12 protein-coding genes and 1 pseudogene are annotated in these 16,041 nt (G+C 73.1%); 6 read left to right on the top strand and 7 right to left on the bottom strand.

Features of this window, described 5'->3' with window-relative positions:
• Positions 1-111 precede the first annotated feature (111 nt).
• Positions 112-2,895 (top strand): alpha/beta fold hydrolase, encoded by a 2,784-nt coding sequence (locus ACFYZL_RS19325; protein ID WP_388680259.1) that lies wholly within the window; start codon positions 112-114, stop codon positions 2,893-2,895.
• Positions 2,892-3,779: an ABC transporter permease gene (locus ACFYZL_RS19320; RefSeq protein WP_384754868.1), complete on the top strand. Its 888-nt coding sequence runs from the start codon at positions 2,892-2,894 to the stop codon at positions 3,777-3,779. Before ACFYZL_RS19325 ends, ACFYZL_RS19320 begins: the two co-directional genes overlap by 4 nt.
• 31 nt (positions 3,780-3,810) lie before the next feature.
• Here ACFYZL_RS19320 and ACFYZL_RS19315 read toward each other — a convergent pair whose 3' ends face one another.
• The 3 genes from ACFYZL_RS19315 to ACFYZL_RS19305 all read right to left on the bottom strand — a co-directional run bounded on the left by ACFYZL_RS19315 (position 3,811) and on the right by ACFYZL_RS19305 (position 6,799).
• Positions 3,811-4,782, bottom strand: coding sequence for a D-2-hydroxyacid dehydrogenase family protein (locus ACFYZL_RS19315; protein WP_384754871.1), 972 nt, complete (start codon positions 4,780-4,782; stop codon positions 3,811-3,813).
• On the bottom strand, positions 4,779-5,726 hold the full coding sequence (locus ACFYZL_RS19310) for an aldo/keto reductase (protein WP_388680256.1): 948 nt from the start codon (positions 5,724-5,726) through the stop codon (positions 4,779-4,781). Before ACFYZL_RS19310 ends, ACFYZL_RS19315 begins: the two co-directional genes overlap by 4 nt.
• A 176-nt stretch (positions 5,727-5,902) precedes the next feature.
• Positions 5,903-6,799, bottom strand: a complete 897-nt coding sequence (locus ACFYZL_RS19305) for a hypothetical protein (protein WP_388680253.1) — start codon at positions 6,797-6,799, stop codon at positions 5,903-5,905.
• Positions 6,800-6,914: 115 nt separating this feature from the next.
• Here ACFYZL_RS19305 and ACFYZL_RS19300 point away from each other — a divergent pair, with 115 nt between their 5' ends.
• The 3 genes from ACFYZL_RS19300 to ACFYZL_RS19290 all read left to right on the top strand — a co-directional run bounded on the left by ACFYZL_RS19300 (position 6,915) and on the right by ACFYZL_RS19290 (position 9,721).
• On the top strand, positions 6,915-8,546 hold the full coding sequence (locus ACFYZL_RS19300; protein ID WP_384754881.1) for a N,N-dimethylformamidase beta subunit family domain-containing protein: 1,632 nt from the start codon (positions 6,915-6,917) through the stop codon (positions 8,544-8,546).
• Between the two features lie 285 nt (positions 8,547-8,831).
• Positions 8,832-9,230 (top strand): VOC family protein, encoded by a 399-nt coding sequence (locus ACFYZL_RS19295; RefSeq protein WP_384754882.1) that lies wholly within the window; start codon positions 8,832-8,834, stop codon positions 9,228-9,230.
• 104 nt (positions 9,231-9,334) lie between these two features.
• Positions 9,335-9,721, top strand: coding sequence for a hypothetical protein (locus tag ACFYZL_RS19290; RefSeq protein WP_384754885.1), 387 nt, complete (start codon positions 9,335-9,337; stop codon positions 9,719-9,721).
• A 7-nt stretch (positions 9,722-9,728) separates the two neighbouring features.
• Here the strand turns inward: ACFYZL_RS19290 and ACFYZL_RS19285 are convergent, their stop codons facing one another.
• Positions 9,729-10,148, bottom strand: coding sequence for a hypothetical protein (locus ACFYZL_RS19285; protein WP_388680249.1), 420 nt, complete (start codon positions 10,146-10,148; stop codon positions 9,729-9,731).
• Between the two features lie 162 nt (positions 10,149-10,310).
• The gene (locus tag ACFYZL_RS19280; RefSeq protein ID WP_388680246.1) at positions 10,311-11,090 is read right to left on the bottom strand and encodes an NAD(P)H-dependent oxidoreductase; all 780 of its coding nucleotides are present in this window, start codon (positions 11,088-11,090) and stop codon (positions 10,311-10,313) included.
• Between the two features lie 142 nt (positions 11,091-11,232).
• On the opposite strand from ACFYZL_RS19280, the gene ACFYZL_RS19275 reads away from it, so the two are divergent.
• Positions 11,233-12,168 carry a helix-turn-helix domain-containing protein gene (locus ACFYZL_RS19275; protein WP_384754891.1) on the top strand — a complete coding sequence of 312 codons (936 nt, stop codon included), beginning with the start codon at positions 11,233-11,235 and terminating at the stop codon, positions 12,166-12,168.
• Positions 12,169-14,751: 2,583 nt separating this feature from the next.
• On the opposite strand, the gene ACFYZL_RS19270 is transcribed toward ACFYZL_RS19275, so the two are convergent.
• Both ACFYZL_RS19270 and ACFYZL_RS19265 read right to left on the bottom strand, forming a co-directional pair.
• Positions 14,752-15,783 (bottom strand): hypothetical protein, encoded by a 1,032-nt coding sequence (locus ACFYZL_RS19270; protein WP_388680243.1) that lies wholly within the window; start codon positions 15,781-15,783, stop codon positions 14,752-14,754.
• Positions 15,784-15,949: 166 nt separating this feature from the next.
• Positions 15,950-16,041, bottom strand: a pseudogene (locus ACFYZL_RS19265) (TetR family transcriptional regulator); the annotation flags it as partial.

Here is a 16,041-nt window from a genome sequence, read left to right as displayed (position 1 = left end):
GCGCGTACCGCGGACGCGGTACGCGCGCGGCTCGGCGTACTCCTCGAGAAGTGCTGGACATCCCCCTCCGGGCGCTCGGGCGCGGGGCATCCGGGCGTCTAGGGTTCCCGTATGAAGCTCCGATTGCCACGGCGCCGCCGGGACCGCCTGCTGGCGGGCGCCGCAGCCCTCGTCGTCGTCGCGGGAGCCGGCACGTGGTCGGCCGCGAGCGGCGACGACGGTCCGGCCGTGCACCGCGAGGACCGGGTCCTGAAGATGGCCGGTCCGACCACACCCGATCCCGCCGCGCCCGATCCGGCCGTGCCCGGGTCGACCGCGCCCGATCCGGCAGTGCCCGGACAGCAGACCGGCGAGGTCGGGATCGACATCTCGTACTTCACCACCGGCGGCGGGGAGAAACGTCCCGCGGTGCTCCTCGGGCACGGTTTCGGCGGCAGCAAGGACGACGTCCGCGCGCAGGCCGAGCGGCTGGCCCGCGACGGCTACGCCGTCCTGACCTGGTCGGCGCGCGGCTTCGGCCGCTCCGGCGGCCGGATCGGCCTGAACGACCCCGAATACGAGGTCAAGGACGTCTCGCGGCTCGTCGACTGGCTCGCGGCCCGCCCCGAGGTGCGCCTCGACGCGGCGGGCGATCCGCGGGTCGGCGTCGCCGGGGCCTCGTACGGCGGGGCCGTCTCGCTGCTCGCCGCCGGCTACGACCGGCGGGTGGACGCGATCGCTCCGCAGATCACCTACTGGAACCTCGCCGACTCCCTCTTCCCCGGGGGCGTCTTCAAGAAGCTGTGGTCCGGCATCTTCTTCACCACCGGCTCGGCGGGCGGGATGCAGCAGCAGGCGGGACCGCAGCGGGCCACCCCCGGCGCCGCCCCCGCGGCTCCCGGCTGCGGCCGGTTCCAACCCGAACTGTGCGCCATGTACGAGCGCGTCGCGGTGGCGGGGAAGCCGGACGCCGAGGCGCGCGTCCTGCTGGAGCAGCGCAGTCCGTCGGCCGTGGGCGCCCGCATCAAGGTGCCGACGCTGATCGTGCAGGGGCAGGACGACTCCCTCTTCCCGCTGGACCAGGCCGACGCCATGGCCAAGGCCATCGCGGCGAACGGCGCGCCCGTGTCCGTCGACTGGGCCGCCGGCGGCCACGACGGCGGCATGCGCGAGGCGGACCGGGTGGAGGCCCGGGTCGAGGCCTGGTTCGACCGCTACCTCAAGGACGACGCGGGCGCGGACACCGGTCCGGTGTTCCGGGTCTCCCGATCCGGTGGCATCGACTCCACCGACGGCGAGGTGAAGCTGCGCGGCGCGAGCGGCGGGCGGTACCCCGGGCTGACCTCCGGCCCACGGGAGTTCGCCCTGGCCGGGCGCGAGCAGAGCTTCGCCAACCCGGCGGGCGGGGCGCCTCCCGCCCTGTCCTCGCTGCCGGGGATCGGCGGGCAGCTCTCGGCCCTCGGCGCCGGCTTCTCGCTGGACTTCCCCGGTCAGAACGCCCGGTTCGAATCGGAGCCCCTCGACCGCGAGCTGCGGATCACCGGGACGCCGACCGTAACCCTGAACGTGAGGTCGACGGCCGCGGACGAATCGGCCGTGCTGTTCGGCAAGGTGTACGACGTCGGTCCGGACGGCCGCCAACAGGTGCTGCCCGGTCAGCTCGTCGCCCCGGTGCGGGTGGAGAACGCCCTGCAGGGCACGAGCGTCGACCTGCGGCTGCCCGCGATCGACCACTCCGTGGCGGCGGGGCACCGGCTGCGGCTGGTGGTCGCCGCGACCGACCTCGGCTACGCGACCCCGGCCGCGCCGGCCACCTACACGGTCTCGGTTCGCGGTGCGCTGGCCGTCCCCGAAGCCCCCGCGGTGCGCACGGCCGCGGCCGGGCTCCCCGCCTGGACGTGGGGGCTGCCGCTGGGCGCCGCCGCGCTGGCCGCGGCGCTGCTCGGGATCCGGCGGACCGGCCGGACCCCGGCCGCACCGCCGGCGGAGGCCGCACTGGCCGACGTACCGCTGGAGATCACGGGTCTGACGAAGCGGTACGCCAAGTCGCAGGACCGGTACGCGGTCCGGGACCTGTCGTTCCGTGTCGAGAAGGGGCAGGTGCTGGGGCTCCTCGGGCCCAACGGGGCCGGGAAGACCACCACCCTGCGGATGCTGATGGGACTGATCTCGCCGGACGCCGGGGAGATCCGGGTGTTCGGGCACGCGGTGCGGGCCGGGGCGCCGGTGCTGTCGCGGGTCGGGGCCTTCGTGGAGGGCGCCGGATTCCTGCCGCACCTGACCGGCCGGGCCAACCTGGAGCTGTACTGGCAGGCCACCGGCCGGCCCGCCGAGGACTCCCACATGGCGGAGGCCCTGGAGATCGCGGGGCTCGGCGACGCGCTGGAGCGGGCGGTGCGCACGTACTCGCAGGGCATGCGCCAGCGCCTCGCGATCGCTCAGGCCATGCTCGGGATGCCGGACCTGCTGATCCTCGACGAGCCGACGAACGGCCTGGACCCGCCGCAGATCAGGGAGATGCGGGACGTGATGATCCGTTACGCGGCGGGCGGGCGGACGGTCATCGTCTCCAGCCACCTGCTGTCGGAGGTGGAGCAGTCCTGCACGCACCTGGTCGTCATGGACCGGGGCCGCCGGGTGGCGGCGGGCGAGGTCGCCGAGATCACGGGCGGCGGCGACACCCTGCTGGTGACGCTGGCGGAGCCGGTGGACGAGGCGGGCGTGGAGAAGGTGGCGGCGCTGGAGGGAGTGGGCTCCGTGGCGGCCACGGACGACGGGCTGCTCGTACGGCTGGAGGGCGCGACGGCCGCGGGCCTGATCGCCGAACTCGTACGGCTGGAGGTGCCGGTGACCGGAGTGGGTCCGCACCGGCGGCTGGAGGACGCGTTCCTCACCCTGATCGGAGGTCCGGCATGAGCACGGTGCGGAGCGCGGGCCCGGGCCCCGCGCAGGAGGTGGCCCCGGGCTACCGGGCGGGCCGCACGCTGCCGCTGCGCGTGGAGGCGCTGCGGCAGTGGCGCCGGCGGCGGACGCTGGTGATGGGCGGGGTGCTGGCCGCACTGCCGTTCATCCTGATGATCGCGTTCGCGGTGGGCGGCGGTCCGGGCAGCCGGGGCGGCGGCGACGGCCGGATCACCCTGATCGACACGGCCACGGCCTCGGCGGCGAACTTCGCCGCGACCTGCCTGTTCGTGTCGGCCGGGTTCCTGCTGGTGGTGCCGGTGGCGCTGTTCTGCGGGGACACCGTGGCCTCGGAGGCGAGCTGGTCGTCGCTGCGGTACCTGCTGGCCTCGCCGGTGCCGAGGGCGCGGCTGCTGTGGAGCAAGCTGGTGGTGGCGCTCGCGTTCAGCCTGGCGGCGATGGTCCTGCTGCCGGTGGTGGCGCTGGCCGTGGGGACGGCCGCGTACGGGTGGGGGCCGCTGAAGCTCCCGGCGGGCGGGGTACTGCCGACCGGGGACACCCTGCCGAGGCTCGCGCTGGTGGTGGCGTTCATCTTCGTGTCGCAGCTGGTGACGGCGGGGCTGGCGTTCTGGCTGTCCACGCGGACGGACGCGCCGCTGGGCGCCGTCGGCGGGGCGGTCGGTCTGACCATCGTCGGCAACGTGCTGGACGCGGTGACCGCGCTCGGGTCGTGGCGGGAGTTCCTGCCGGCGCACTGGCAGTTCGCGTGGGCGGACGCCTTGCAGCCGCACCTGGAATGGGGCGGCATGGTCAAGGGGGCGGCGGTGTCGGTGTCGTACGCGCTGGTGCTGTTCGCCCTGGCGTTCCGGGGGTTCTCCCGCAAGGACATCGTCTCGTGACGGTCACGAGCGGGAGAACCGTCCTCCCGAGCTAGCCGAGCAGTCGCACGGGTGAGCCGTCGAGGAACGCGATGATGTCCTCGACGGCTTCGCCGTAGTACGTGGCGTAGTTGGCGCGGGTGACGTACCCCAGGTGCGGGGTCGCCAGGAGCCGCGGCGCCGTCCGCATCGGGTGGTCGGCGGGCAGCGGCTCGACGTCGAAGACGTCGATGCCGGCGCCCGCGATCCGGCCCGCGCGCAGGGCGTCGAGGAGCGCTTCCTGGTCGACGATGGCGGCCCGGGAGGTGTTGACCAGGTACGCGGTCGGCCGCATCAGCTCCAGCTCCGCCGCGCCGATCAGGCCCCGGCTGCGATCGCCGAGCGCGAGGTGCACGGACACGAAGTCGCTGCTCGCCAGCAGTTCTTCCTTGGAGGGCGCCAGGGTGACGCCCACCTCGTCGGCGCGTTCCTTGGTGAGGTTGCCGCTCCAGGCCACCACGTCCATGCCGAACGCGAGCCCGACCTGCGCGACCTTGCTGCCGATCTTGCCGAGGCCGAGCAGGCCGAGCCGACGCCCGTGCAGGTCGGCGCCGACCGTCTGCTGCCAGGGGCCGCCGTCGCGCAGCGCCGTGGACTCCTGGACCAGGCCGCGGGCCAGGCCGAGCAGCAGGGCCCAGGTCAGTTCCACGGGCGGGGTGGAGGAGCTGGCGGTGCCGCAGACCGTCACTCCGTTGCGTGCGGCGGCCGCGTGGTCGATGACCGAGTTGCGCATGCCGGAGGCGATCAGCAGGCGCAGGCGGGGCAGCCGGTCGAGGAGCGAGCCCGGGAAGGGCACGCGCTCGCGCAGGGTGACGACGATGTCGAAGTCCGCCAGGCGGGCGGCGAGTTCGTCCTCGTCGTCGGTGTGCTCGGGGAAGCTCACCACTTCGACGCGTCCGGCGAGCGGCGTCCAGTCGGCGACGGTGGTGCCGACGCCCTGGAAGTCGTCGATGAGTGCGCAGCGCAGCTGCGGGCCGCCGGTCATGCGACGGCCGGGGCGATGGCGTCGATCTCCGCGAGCAGCTCGGCGTCCAGCGGGCGGTCGGCGACGGCGGCGTTGGCGCGCACCTGCTCGGCGGAGGTGGCCCCGGCGATGACGGACGCGCAACCGGGCTGGGCGGAGAGCCAGCCGATGGCGAGTTCGAGGACGGTCCGGCCGTGCTTCTCCGCGAGGGCGGCGAGCGCTTCGACCACGTCGAGCCGCTCCTCGGTGACGTAATCGTCGCGGCCTTCGAGGCGGGAGCCGGCCGGGACGGGCGCGCCGCGGCGGATCTTGCCGGTGAGCAGGCCGTTGGCGAGCGGGAAGTACGGGAGCACGCCGACGCCGTAGTGCAGGGCGGCGGGGACGAGTTCCCGCTCGGCCGACCGCTCCAGCAGCGACCACTGGTTCTGTGCCGAAACGAAGGGTGCCGCGCCGGTCTCGCGGGCGACGTGGGCGGCTTCGGCGAGCTGCCAGCCGGTGAGGTTGGAATGGCCGATGTAGCGGACCTTGCCCTCGGTGACGAGCTCGGTGAGCGCGGCGAGGGTCTCGGCGATGGGAGTGGTCGGGTCGGGGCTGTGCAACTGGTAGAGGTCGATGTGGTCGGTGTCCAGGCGGCGCAGGGACTCCTCGACGGCCCGCCGGATGTAGGCGCGCCCGCCCCGGGAGCCGGCGGCCGGCCCGTACTTCATGTCCATGCCGGCGAAGCCGAACTTGGTGGCGAGGACGACCTGGTCACGGCGGCCCTTGAGGGCCTGGCCGAGGTGGCTCTCGGAACCGCCGAGTCCGCCGTAGATGTCGGCGGTGTCGAGGAGGGTGATGCCGGCGTCGAGGGCCGCGTCGACCACTGCGCGGGTGGCACGTGCGTCGAGGCGGCCGCCGAAGTTGTTGCAGCCCAGGCCTACGGCGGAGACCTGAAGCCCTGAACTGCCCAGCGGGTGATGGCGCATGCGATTCGTTCCTCCGCACTCGTCAGATGAAGATCGACCAAACGGCCAGTCTAGGCGGGCCGCCGGCGCGACGGACGACGGGCGGGGGACGACGGGCAGCCCGCCGCCCGGCGCCCGCCGCGCCGGCGCCCGGCCTACCGTGCCGGTCCCGCGTCACCGTCCCACTGGTTGCGGAGTCACGCGTCCGAGTAGTCGTACTTCATGCCGATGCCCAGCGTGCTCTGGGACGGCAGCAGACCGGTGGCCACGATGTCGAGGACCGGGGGGAGGAGCAGGTCCGCGAGCCGGGCCACCTCCTGGCCGCTCAGCGCGGACCACGGGGCCGCGGCGAGTTCGTCGGTCAGCTTCTCGACGGCGGTGCGCACCGCCATGCCCGCGTCGGTGGCCGTGCCGTCTTCGGACAGGAGGTTCCGGGCGGCGAGGCGGCCGTGGGCCCGGTGCCATTCACCGGCGGACCACTGGCGGCTCTCGAAGGCCTCGGCCGGCGCGGCTCCGGCACCGGCGTGCAGGACCAGGGACTCGACCGGGTCGAGGTGGTGGGCCTGGAGGGCGACGAGGTGGCCGTCCCCGCGGTGCTCGCGCAGAATCGTGGCCGCGTGCCACAGCACCGCGTGCGGGGCCTCGGGCCAGGGCAGGGCCGCGTTGGCCGCGGCCAGCGGGCGCCCGGCGGTGACGGCGGCCTCCGCCGCGCGGCGGGCGAGCCCTGCCGCTTCGGCGACCTCGGGGGAGGCGGCGCGCTTCCCGAGCGCGGCCCGCAGGGACCGGTCGGTGGCCGCCGCACGGGCCTCCAGGACCCGGGCCGGCGGGGCGGCCCGCCAGGACCGGTCGGCGTACCGCCGGACCATGCTCGGGCTGAAGCTGTAGAAGAGGGCGTTCACGAGCTCCGCTTCCACCGGCCCGAGCGGAGCGGACCGGAAGGCGAAGTACATCGGCCACCGGTCGTCGGTGGCGTAACCGAGGGCGCCCGCCTCCTCGTAGGACTCCGGCGCGAAGTAGACGAGGGCGTGGACGGGTTCCAGCAGTTGCCACAGCTGCCGGACCGTACCCAGGTCGTGTGCTCCGTCATACGTCATCTCGCGTTCCCCCAGGCTCGGTTGGTGCAACGGAACCGACGGGCGCCAGCCTAGATCAACGACGGCGGACGGGGCGGCCGAAAGCAGGTTCGAAGCGTGACATAACGTGCCCTCCATGGATCAGGAGCACATGGCCGGGACGAGCGGGAGCGGCAACGGGACGGGCAGGCGGCGGTTCCTCGCGATCGCGACGGGGGCGGCCACGGTGGCCGGGCTGGGGGCGGCCGTATCCGGCTGCGCGGGCGCGGACGGCAACGCCGAACTGGGGGGCGGGGACCGGCACGGCACGTCGGGCACCCCCGGCGGGAAGCCCTCCCCCACCACACCGCACGGTTTCGACGTGAAGGCCGAGAACGCCCGTCCCGGCAACGCCGACTGGCCGGTGACCAAGGCCGGCCCGGACCGCGCCGTCGAGGGGTTCGCGGACAAGGTCAGCGTGCTGCCCGGCGAGTCGTTCGGGCTGTACGTCTCGACGACGGCGCCCCGGTTCACCGTCTCCGCCTACCGGATGGGCTGGTACGGCGGGGCCCGGGCCCGGCTGGTGTGGCGTTCCGAGGCGCTCCCGGGGGTTCGGCAGCCGGAGCACACCGTGGACTCCGGGACCCGTATGGTCCGCACGCGGTGGGCCCGCACCACCACGGTCGAGACGAAGGACTGGCCCGAGGGCAGCTACCTGCTGCGGCTCGACGCGCAGGGCGGCGAGGGGCAGCGCTTCGTACCCGTGACCGTGCGGTCGGCGTCCACGGCCGGCCGTACGGTGGTGGTCAACGCCGTGGCCACCTGGCAGGCCTACAACAAGTGGGGCGGCTACAGCAGTTACGACGGCCCCAGTGGCGGCTACGCCTCGCGCTCCCTCGCGGTGACCTTCGACCGGCCGTACGACTACGACGACGGCGCCGGACTGTTCCTGGTGTACGAGGCCCCGCTGATCGCGCTCGCCGAGCGACTCGGCATACCCCTCGCCTACGCGACCACCAGCGACGTGGCGCGGGAGAGGCGGCTGCTGGAGGGGGCGGCGGCGGTCCTCTCGCTCGGGCACGACGAGTACTGGTCTCCGGAGCAGCGGGCGCACATCACGGCGGCCCGCGACGCGGGCACCAACCTCGCGATCCTGGGCGCGAACTGCTGCTTCCGGCGGATCCGCCTCGAAGCCTCCGACCTCGGGCCGGACCGTACGGTGGTCTGCTACAAGTCCTCGTACGACCAGGATCCGGCGATCAAACGCGGCCACCCGGCGACGGTCGACTTCCGTTCGCCGCCCGGCGCGGACCCGGAGAGCTCGCTGCTCGGCGTGATCTACGACGGCTATCCGGTCGACGCCCCGTACGTGGTGACGAACCCCGGCCACTGGTTGTTCGAGGGCACCGGCGCGAAGGCGGGCGACCGCTTCGCGCACCTGGTCGGGGTGGAGTACGACAAGGTGAACACCGGCTTCACGACGCCCCGGCCGATCGAGATACTGGCGCACTCCCCCGTGGTGTGCGACGGCCGCCCGAGCCACCAGGACACGGCGTACTACACGACGACGAGCGGGGCGGGGGTCTTCGCGAGCGGAACGATGCGGTGGGTGGAGGCCCTGGACGCCACGGGCGACGGCCGCAGCGGCCGCAACCACGGCCTGGACGCCCGCTCCGGGGCGCTGACGACCCGCGTGACGGAGAACCTCCTACGCGTCTTCGCGGCGGGCCCGGCGGGCCGGACGCATCCGGCGCAGGACAACGTCAAGGCGGTGTACGGGGGTTCATGACCCCTCGGGCCCGGCCCCGGGGTCCGACTCCGGGGTCCGACTCCGGGGTCCGACTCCGACTCTCGGGCTGGGACCCTGAGGCCGGGACCCCGGGGCCGGGATCCCGGGGCCATGACCCTCCGGCCCCTGACTCCGGCCCCTGCCTCCGGCCTCCGGCCTCCGGCCGAAAGCCGTTGGACCCGCCCCGAACGACCGCTTACGATCGCGATCACGGCATCGCGTGTCGGTCACCGACCGGGTGAGGCATGGAGGTGCCCGTGACGTGCCTTTCGGAGGCATTCACCCATGTCAGTCGAACTGAACCACACGATCGTCCACTCCCGTGACAACCGGGAGTCCGCCGAATTCCTGGCGCACGTCCTCGACCTCGAGGTCGGGACGGAGTGGGGACCCTTCGTCCCCGTCGAAACCGCCAACGGCGTCACCCTGGACTTCGCGACCATCCCGGCCGCATCCATCACCGTGCAGCACTACGCGTTCCTCGTCTCCGAGGAGGAGTTCAGCGCGGCGTTCGAGAAGATCCGGTCGGCGGGCATCCCGTACTTCGCCGACCCGCACGGCAGGTTCCCCGGCGAGATCAACCACAACGACGGGGGCCGCGGGGTCTACTTCACGGATCCGAGCGGGCACGGGATGGAGATCATCACCCGCCCGTACGGCTACCAGGAGGACGCGACCGAGTAGTTCACGCCCCGGGGGATGAGTATCCGCACTCATCCCCCGCTGCCGTCGGTCCCCCAGACTGGGCGAGTCACCGCAGGTCAGCCACCCACAGGGAGCCACCGGCCATGTCCGCCCCGAACCCCACCCCCACCCCCGTGAACTCCGCCGCGTACGCCGCCCTGTACGCCCCCGCTCCCGTCTCCTCGGCCGCCCCGACGAACAGGGCGCTCGTGGTGGCGGCCGCGCTGCTGTGGGCCATCACGTGTTCCGCGCTCTCCCTGATCGCGTTCTTCGTGCTGATGATCGCCGTCTGGAGCGCCTCCTCCGGAGCGGACGTGACCGCGCTGCTGCTCTGGCCGGCGGTCGTGCTCGCCGGGGCGGGCGGACTCCTCACCCTGCTGTACTTCGCCCCCGGCGTCCGACGCCTGTCGCGCGAGGCCCGCTTCACCCTCCTGGGCGCCCTGGCCTGCCCCGCTCCGATCGCACTGGCGCTCTACGTGATGACCGTGTAGCCGCCGCTCACCCCACCCGCCGCTCCCCGATTTCCGGCACGGCCGGCAGTGGCCGTCGTCCGCGGTCCATGAGGGCCAGAGCGGGGTGGGCGGCCAGGGAGTCGGACTCGGCGATGAGCGCGCGGAGTTCGCGGGCACTTCGACGCGAGAGGGCTCGCATCACCGCGTCGAGGAGCCGTCGGCCTTCGAGCGGATTGCCGCAGCAGTGCCAGTGCACGCTGCCCCATGTGCAGAGATCCCAGTCCGCGCTCTCCGGGCGGCGGACGAACTTCTTCCAGCGGTCGAGGGCGAGAGCGACGTCTGCCGTGTTCAGATGGTTCCGCGTGTATTCGAGCCGGAGCATCTCGCCCATCACCCGCGCGGACAGGCCGTCGATGGAGGGGGTCGGGAGCCGGACGTGCCGGTTCCTGCGTGGGGCAGGTCGCACCTGCCGCGGCCGTCTACGCGGCACAGGCCTTTCGGGAGTTCGTCATGCCGTACAGGCTGGCACCCTCGCGAACGGGGCGCACGGACTTTTCTCCGCGGTCAAGAGTCCGCACCCTTCCTCCCACCCCACCCGGCTCGTCCGACGGCCGTCGCGCCTCGGCGATCAGCCGCGCACGTGCAGCCCGAATCCCGTGCGGCCGGCGGGTTCCAGTCCTTCCTTCAGGTGCAGCGAGGGGATCTCGTAGTCGCCGAAGTTCTGCCGCCGGAACGCGATGGGCTCGGTCGACTCCAAGGTGAGCAGGCGCTGCTCCCAGGCCTTGGCGACGTCCGGGTACTCCTCCGCGGTCATCCGGTCCGTGCCGTACAGCACGAAGGGCGGCAGCACCTCGATGCCCGGGTAGTAGAGGATGCCGTGCTGGATCGGGAACAGCAGGTCGTCGATGGGGCCGTTGATCCCGCGGGCGGCGTAGTGCGCCTCCGGGCCGCCGGTGGTCACGGACAGGAGGGCCCGCTTGCCCGCCAGTGTGCCTTCGCCGAAGCGCTCGCCGTACTTGGTGTCGCTGTGCTCGCCGACGCCGTACGCGAATCGGTAGGTGAACACCCGGTCCACCCAGCCCTTGAGGATCGCGGGCATCGAGTACCACCACAGCGGGAACTGGAAGATGATCGTGTCCGCCCACAGCAGCTTCTCCTGCTCGGCGAGGACGTCCCGGGTGAGCGTTCCGGCGTCGAAGGCCCGGCCCGAGTCGAGAGCGACCTTCAGCGGGCTCGACGCGTGGTCGCCGTAGTCCGCGGCGTCCACCACCGCCTTCCAGTTCATCGCGTACAGATCGCTCACCCGTACCTCGTGCCCGGCGGCCTCCAAGGTGGACACCGCGAGGTCCTTCAGCGAGCTGTTGAGCGACCTCGGCTCCGGGTGGGCGTGGACGATCAGGGTCTTCATGGGAACTCCTTCGGATCGGATGCGTGCCTCCGATCCTCGGCGCGACGGCGCCCGGTGTTCAGGGACGCTTCTTCCGTCGGACGGGACTTCCTGGTAATGACAGGGCCACCTTCGCCGGTTCCGGCGAAGCCATACTGGGGGCATGGACGATCTTGCGAGCTTCCTGCGCACCCGGCGTTCCCGGGTCGACCCGGCGGGCGTCGGCATACCCGTCGACAGCCGCCGCCGGGTCTCGGGACTGCGCCGCGAAGAGGTCGCGCACCTGTCCGGGGTCAGTGTCGACTATTACGTGCGCCTGGAGCAGGGCCGCGCGACCCAGCCCTCCGAACAGGTCCTCGATTCGCTCGCCCGCGTCCTGGGCCTGGACGAGACCGAGCGCGGACACCTCGACCGGCTCGCCCGGCAGCCCCGCCGCCGTGCGAAGGAGCCGAGCGGGCGGCTTCGGCCGGAGCTGCTGCGCGTCCTGGACCTGGTCGCCGGCGCACCCGCGATGATCATGAACCACCGCCTGGACGTGCTTGCCGGGAACCGCCTCGCCGGGCTCCTCTTCGGCCGGCCGATGCCGGGTCTGAACATCTCCCGACACCTCTTCCTCGAAGAGGCCGAGCACGGCCTGTACGCGGACTGGGACAACTGCACCCTCGACGTGGTGGGGCACCTGCGCCTGGCCGCCGGAACGTACCCGGAGGACCCCCGACTGGCCTCGCTCATCGGCGAGTTGGCGATGGGCAGCGAGCGGTTCCGCCGCCTCTGGGCGCGCGCGGACGTGCGCGCCCGCACGCATGGGCTCAAGGCCTACCGCCACCCGCTGGTCGGGCTCCTCGAACTGCACCAGGAGAACTTCGCGCTCCCGGATCCGTCGGGCACGGAACTGCTGGTGTTGTCCGCGGCCCCCGGCTCTCCCGCCGAGGACGGGCTGCGGCTGCTCGCGAGCCTGGGCGAGCCCGAGGCCCAGCCCGGGCCCCACCCGGAGCCCCAGCCGGAACCCGGACGGCCGCCCCACGCCGCGCCCCACAGCGGACTCTCGCATCCTCGTTCCGACGGACTTCCGGGACAGATCGGCGACGTGCGTCGCTGAAACGGCATCAAGACGTCCTCCCGACCGTCGCCCGCGTCTGTTGCCGGTGCCTGCCGGTGCCGGTGCCGTGCCGGTTCACCCCGCGGACGCGGGGAGAACCGACAACGGTCGGAGTGCCGGCCGAGGCTCGCGTCAGGTGACGCAGTAGACGATGGCCCGAGCCGTCCCCTCCACGTTGGAAGAGGTGTTCCGGAACGAGACGGTCCAGCTGCTGGTTCCGGACCGGCTGCTCGAAGAGGGGAAGATCAATGACGAGTTGGCGCTGAACCCGCCGGACACTGCCCGTTGCGTACCGGGACACACGGCGACGCTGGTGTTGGTCCCGCCGTTGTCACCGACTGTCACAACAGGCCCGAGCACCTCAGCGATCGCCCCCAACCCGCCGGACCCGGCAGGCCCGGTCGCACCTGTCACTCCAGTCGCGCCTGTCGCCCCGGTGGCTCCCGTTGCACCCGTGGCGCCTGTCGCCCCGGTGACACCCGCGGCACCCGTGGCGCCTGTCGCCCCGGTGACACCCGCGGCACCTGTCGCGCCAGTCGCCCCGGTGGCACCTGTCGCGCCAGTCGCCCCCGTGGCACCTGTGGCACCTGTGGCACCTGTAGCCCCGGTGTTACCTGTCGCACCAGTGACTCCGGTCGCGCCTGTGGCTCCGGTTACGCCAGTTGCCCCGATGTTGCCGGTTACGCCCGTCGGCCCCGTAGCTCCGGTCGCCCCGGTGTCGCCGGTGCTACCTGTTGCCCCAGTGACGCCGGTCGGGCCGACGGCGCCAGTCGCCCCAGTCGCCCCAGTGTTGCCGCTTACGCCAGTCGCCCCCGTGGCCCCGGTTACGCCAGTTGCCCCAGTGTTGCCGGTTACGCCCGTCGCCCCCCTTGCTCCGGTCGCCCCGGTATCGCCAGTCGCCCCAGTAGCCCCCGTCGCGCCCGCTACTCCCGTTGCACCAGTTGCCCCGGTGTCGCCAGTTGCCCCTGTGGCTCCGGTGTCGCCAGTTACGCCCGTAGCCCCGGTTGTGCCCGTCGGCCCTGTAGCCCCGGTCACACCGGTCACACCGGTGGCTCCGGTGGGTCCGGTGGGGCCGGTGGCTCCGGTCGCCCCAGTGTCACCAGTTGCTCCCGTGTCGCCAGTAGCCCCCGTCGCGCCTGCCACTCCAGTTGCACCCGTGGCTCCAGTGCCGCCTGTTGCTCCAGTCGCCCCGGTGTCGCCGGTTACGCCAGTCGCTCCCGTGGCTCCGGTGTCGCCCGTTGCCCCAGCAGCCCCGGCCTCGCCAGTCACCCCGGTCGCCCCGGTCGCACCCGTCACTCCGGCTACTCCAGTTGCGCCAGTCACCCCGGTCGCTCCGGTGTCTCCGGCTGGCCCGGCGTTGCCAGTTGCGCCCGTCGCCCCCGTGGCTCCGGTCGCCCCGGTATCGCCAATTGCCCCGGTGGCCCCGATTGCGCCCGTCGGCCCGGTGGTTCCCGTTGCTCCGGTGTCGCCTGTTGCGCCCGTCGCCCCTGTGTCACCTGTTACCCCGGCAGTGCCCGAGGGGCCCGTGGGCCCCGTGGCCCCGGTGGCTCCTGTAGGGCCCGCATCGCCCGTGGCGCCCGTGTTGCCGATTGCTCCGGCAGCTCCCGTGGGGCCGATCTGGCCGGCAGAACCGGAAGCACCGGTCGCGCCAGTGGGACCCGTGGGACCCGTGGCGCCGCCGTCACCCGCTGGGCCGGTCGGGCCGGTCGGGCCGGATGGGCCGGTCAGGCCAGGCGCGCCCGTTGCCCCGGTGGGGCCCGCCGGGCCGACGGAGCCGCTGTCGCCGTGTGGCCCCGTCGCGCCGGTGTCGCCCGTTGGTCCTTTCGGACCGGCGGGACCCGTTGGCCCGACAGGACCCGTGGCGCCTGCGGGGCCCACCGCGCCGGAGGGGCCCATCGGACCGGTCACACCCGCTGGGCCCCTGGGGCCCGTGGCGCCGGCCGAACCGGTCGGGCCCTGCGGGCCCGTGGGCCCGGCACCGTCGGGGCAACGGCCCTGCTCGTCGCGAGGCGCAGGGCCTCGGGGCTTCTCGTGGGGGCGCGAGGGCTTCGCCCCCGGTTTGCAGTCACCGCCGCCCAGGACATCGGCGGGACCCCCGTACGCGCCCGCCTGTGGAGCCGCAACCGCCGGCGGCCCCGCCATCCCGACACACACGAGGGCGAGTGCGGCGGCGGCACCGGCGCTCAGCCACTTCTGCCGCCGCGGGAGTGGACCAAGACGCACTGCGCGCCTTCCGTTCATCCACCTACTCCTTGCCAACCAGAAACGAAGGAACGGTCAGGACCGAAGCATGATCGAACTCTGACGCATTTTCGGATCAAACCGGGGTATTTCCCGAATATCGTGTGGCGCTATCAGCGGATTGGCTCTACGTCGACGCATCGAACGGCACCGGGTCCCCCAGGGCGGGCCCCGATCGCATGGGCACGCTCCGCATGGGGCCCGGCAGGAGCCCTCGCCGGCCCCGGCTCCGTTCAGGTCCGCCCCACGCAGGTCCGCGAGCGTCCTCCCTTTCGCGGCCCGCGGATCAACTCCCCATGTCCGCCGAATCCCTGCGGCCCGCAGCGGGGGCCCGTACGGCGGCTACTGAATGCTCCTGAGATGTGGATGTCCCGGGTCCGCGGGGCAGGCGAAGACGTTCAGCTTGCCCCAGCGGCCCACCGTGACCCGGGTGGGCTCGCTGTCCTTGCCGACGGCCGGACCCCGTTCCTCCAGCGGCATCCAACTGCCGCTTCCACCGTCCCACTCCTTGCTGTCGATGGTCAGCAGCAGCTCCATCGGGGTCGCGCAGGTCGGGCAGTCCGTGGCGGAGGCGTCGGTCAGGTTCCATGACGCGTAGCCCCCGGCGCGCCATCCGGGTGGGATGGACAGGTCGAACTGGTAGGTCGGCCAGTCCCATTCCTCCGCCTCCGCTTCCTCTGCCTCCTCTTCGAGCGCCTCTTCCCTGGCGTCGATCCGGGCGCACAGCTCTTCGGGCAGCAGGCCCGCGAAGGGGTACGTGACCACTTGCTCGGGGTGCAGCACGCACGGCTCGGGTACGTACCCCTCGAAGCCCACGACCTCCGGTACGGGCGGCTGCGCCATCGTCTCGACGACCTCCCACGACCGGCGCCAGCGCAGGTCCAGCAGCATGCCGGTCCGGTTGTCGCCGTGCGCGTCGAAGGGGCACCAGAACACCTGGAGCAGATCGTGGTCCTCCGGCCCGGCGAGCAGGTCGGGTACGTCCCGGCGGTACAGCTGGGCCACGGCGATCATCGGGAGCGGGTCCGTCTCGCCGCCATCCCCCGCCGCCCGGTGCGTGCGCCTGAGCTCCTCCAGGAGTCGCCGCTCCTCGTCCGTGGGACCCGGGTCCGGGTTCCGGGACCACGCCTCGGTCAACAGCTGTCGCTCCCGGCGGATGTCCGCGGGGCGTCGGCCGCGCCCGTGGGGATGCGGATCGGTGCACACCGGCCACGGCTCGTCCGCCGGCCAGAGCATCGGGCCGCCCACGGAGCTCACCGACGCATCGGGGCTGCCCGGCCGCGGGTGCAGCCGGGTGGTCGTGCCGCGGTGGGCGGCGAGCGCGGGAAAGAGCCCCTCGACGTCGAGCGGGCGCGGTGGCGTGGTCCTCGTCATGATCCCGAACCCTACGGCCGCGACCTCCCTGTCCCCCGACCGGCCGTAACACGACGTCCCACCCTTGCCCCTCCCCCGTTGCAGACGGGTACGACCGCACCGCTGGGACCGTGTGCCCGGACCGGCAGGCCCCACCCCCGGGTCCCCGGGCCCGCGGCGGGGCGCGTCAGAGCATCGCGAGTCGGTCCACGAGTAGTTCCACCCTGCGTCCGGTGTCCTCCGGTGGGAGCCGTCGTGCACGGGTCAGGGTGGCCAGTC

Origin of the sequence: Streptomyces sp. NPDC001717 (assembly GCF_042892775.1) — a bacterium.
In the GTDB taxonomy this organism is placed as follows: domain Bacteria; phylum Actinomycetota; class Actinomycetes; order Streptomycetales; family Streptomycetaceae; genus Streptomyces.
Note: the sequence above shows the minus strand (reverse complement) of the source record. Positions and strands in the feature narration are given on the sequence as shown.

What these genes read in the sequence shown, in the direction of transcription:
- ACFYZL_RS19305 (WP_388680253.1), bottom strand. Translation starts at nt 6,799, where the DNA reads ATGACGTATGACGGAGCACACGACCTGGGTACGGTCCGGCAGCTGTGG.
- ACFYZL_RS19325 (WP_388680259.1), top strand. Translation starts at nt 112, where the DNA reads ATGAAGCTCCGATTGCCACGGCGCCGCCGGGACCGCCTGCTGGCGGGC.
- ACFYZL_RS19290 (WP_384754885.1), top strand. Translation starts at nt 9,335, where the DNA reads ATGTCCGCCCCGAACCCCACCCCCACCCCCGTGAACTCCGCCGCGTAC.
- ACFYZL_RS19270 (WP_388680243.1), bottom strand. Translation starts at nt 15,783, where the DNA reads ATGACGAGGACCACGCCACCGCGCCCGCTCGACGTCGAGGGGCTCTTT.
- ACFYZL_RS19295 (WP_384754882.1), top strand. Translation starts at nt 8,832, where the DNA reads ATGTCAGTCGAACTGAACCACACGATCGTCCACTCCCGTGACAACCGG.
- ACFYZL_RS19280 (WP_388680246.1), bottom strand. Translation starts at nt 11,090, where the DNA reads ATGAAGACCCTGATCGTCCACGCCCACCCGGAGCCGAGGTCGCTCAAC.
- ACFYZL_RS19300 (WP_384754881.1), top strand. Translation starts at nt 6,915, where the DNA reads ATGGATCAGGAGCACATGGCCGGGACGAGCGGGAGCGGCAACGGGACG.
- ACFYZL_RS19275 (WP_384754891.1), top strand. Translation starts at nt 11,233, where the DNA reads ATGGACGATCTTGCGAGCTTCCTGCGCACCCGGCGTTCCCGGGTCGAC.
- ACFYZL_RS19320 (WP_384754868.1), top strand. Translation starts at nt 2,892, where the DNA reads ATGAGCACGGTGCGGAGCGCGGGCCCGGGCCCCGCGCAGGAGGTGGCC.
- ACFYZL_RS19315 (WP_384754871.1), bottom strand. Translation starts at nt 4,782, where the DNA reads ATGACCGGCGGCCCGCAGCTGCGCTGCGCACTCATCGACGACTTCCAG.
- ACFYZL_RS19310 (WP_388680256.1), bottom strand. Translation starts at nt 5,726, where the DNA reads ATGCGCCATCACCCGCTGGGCAGTTCAGGGCTTCAGGTCTCCGCCGTA.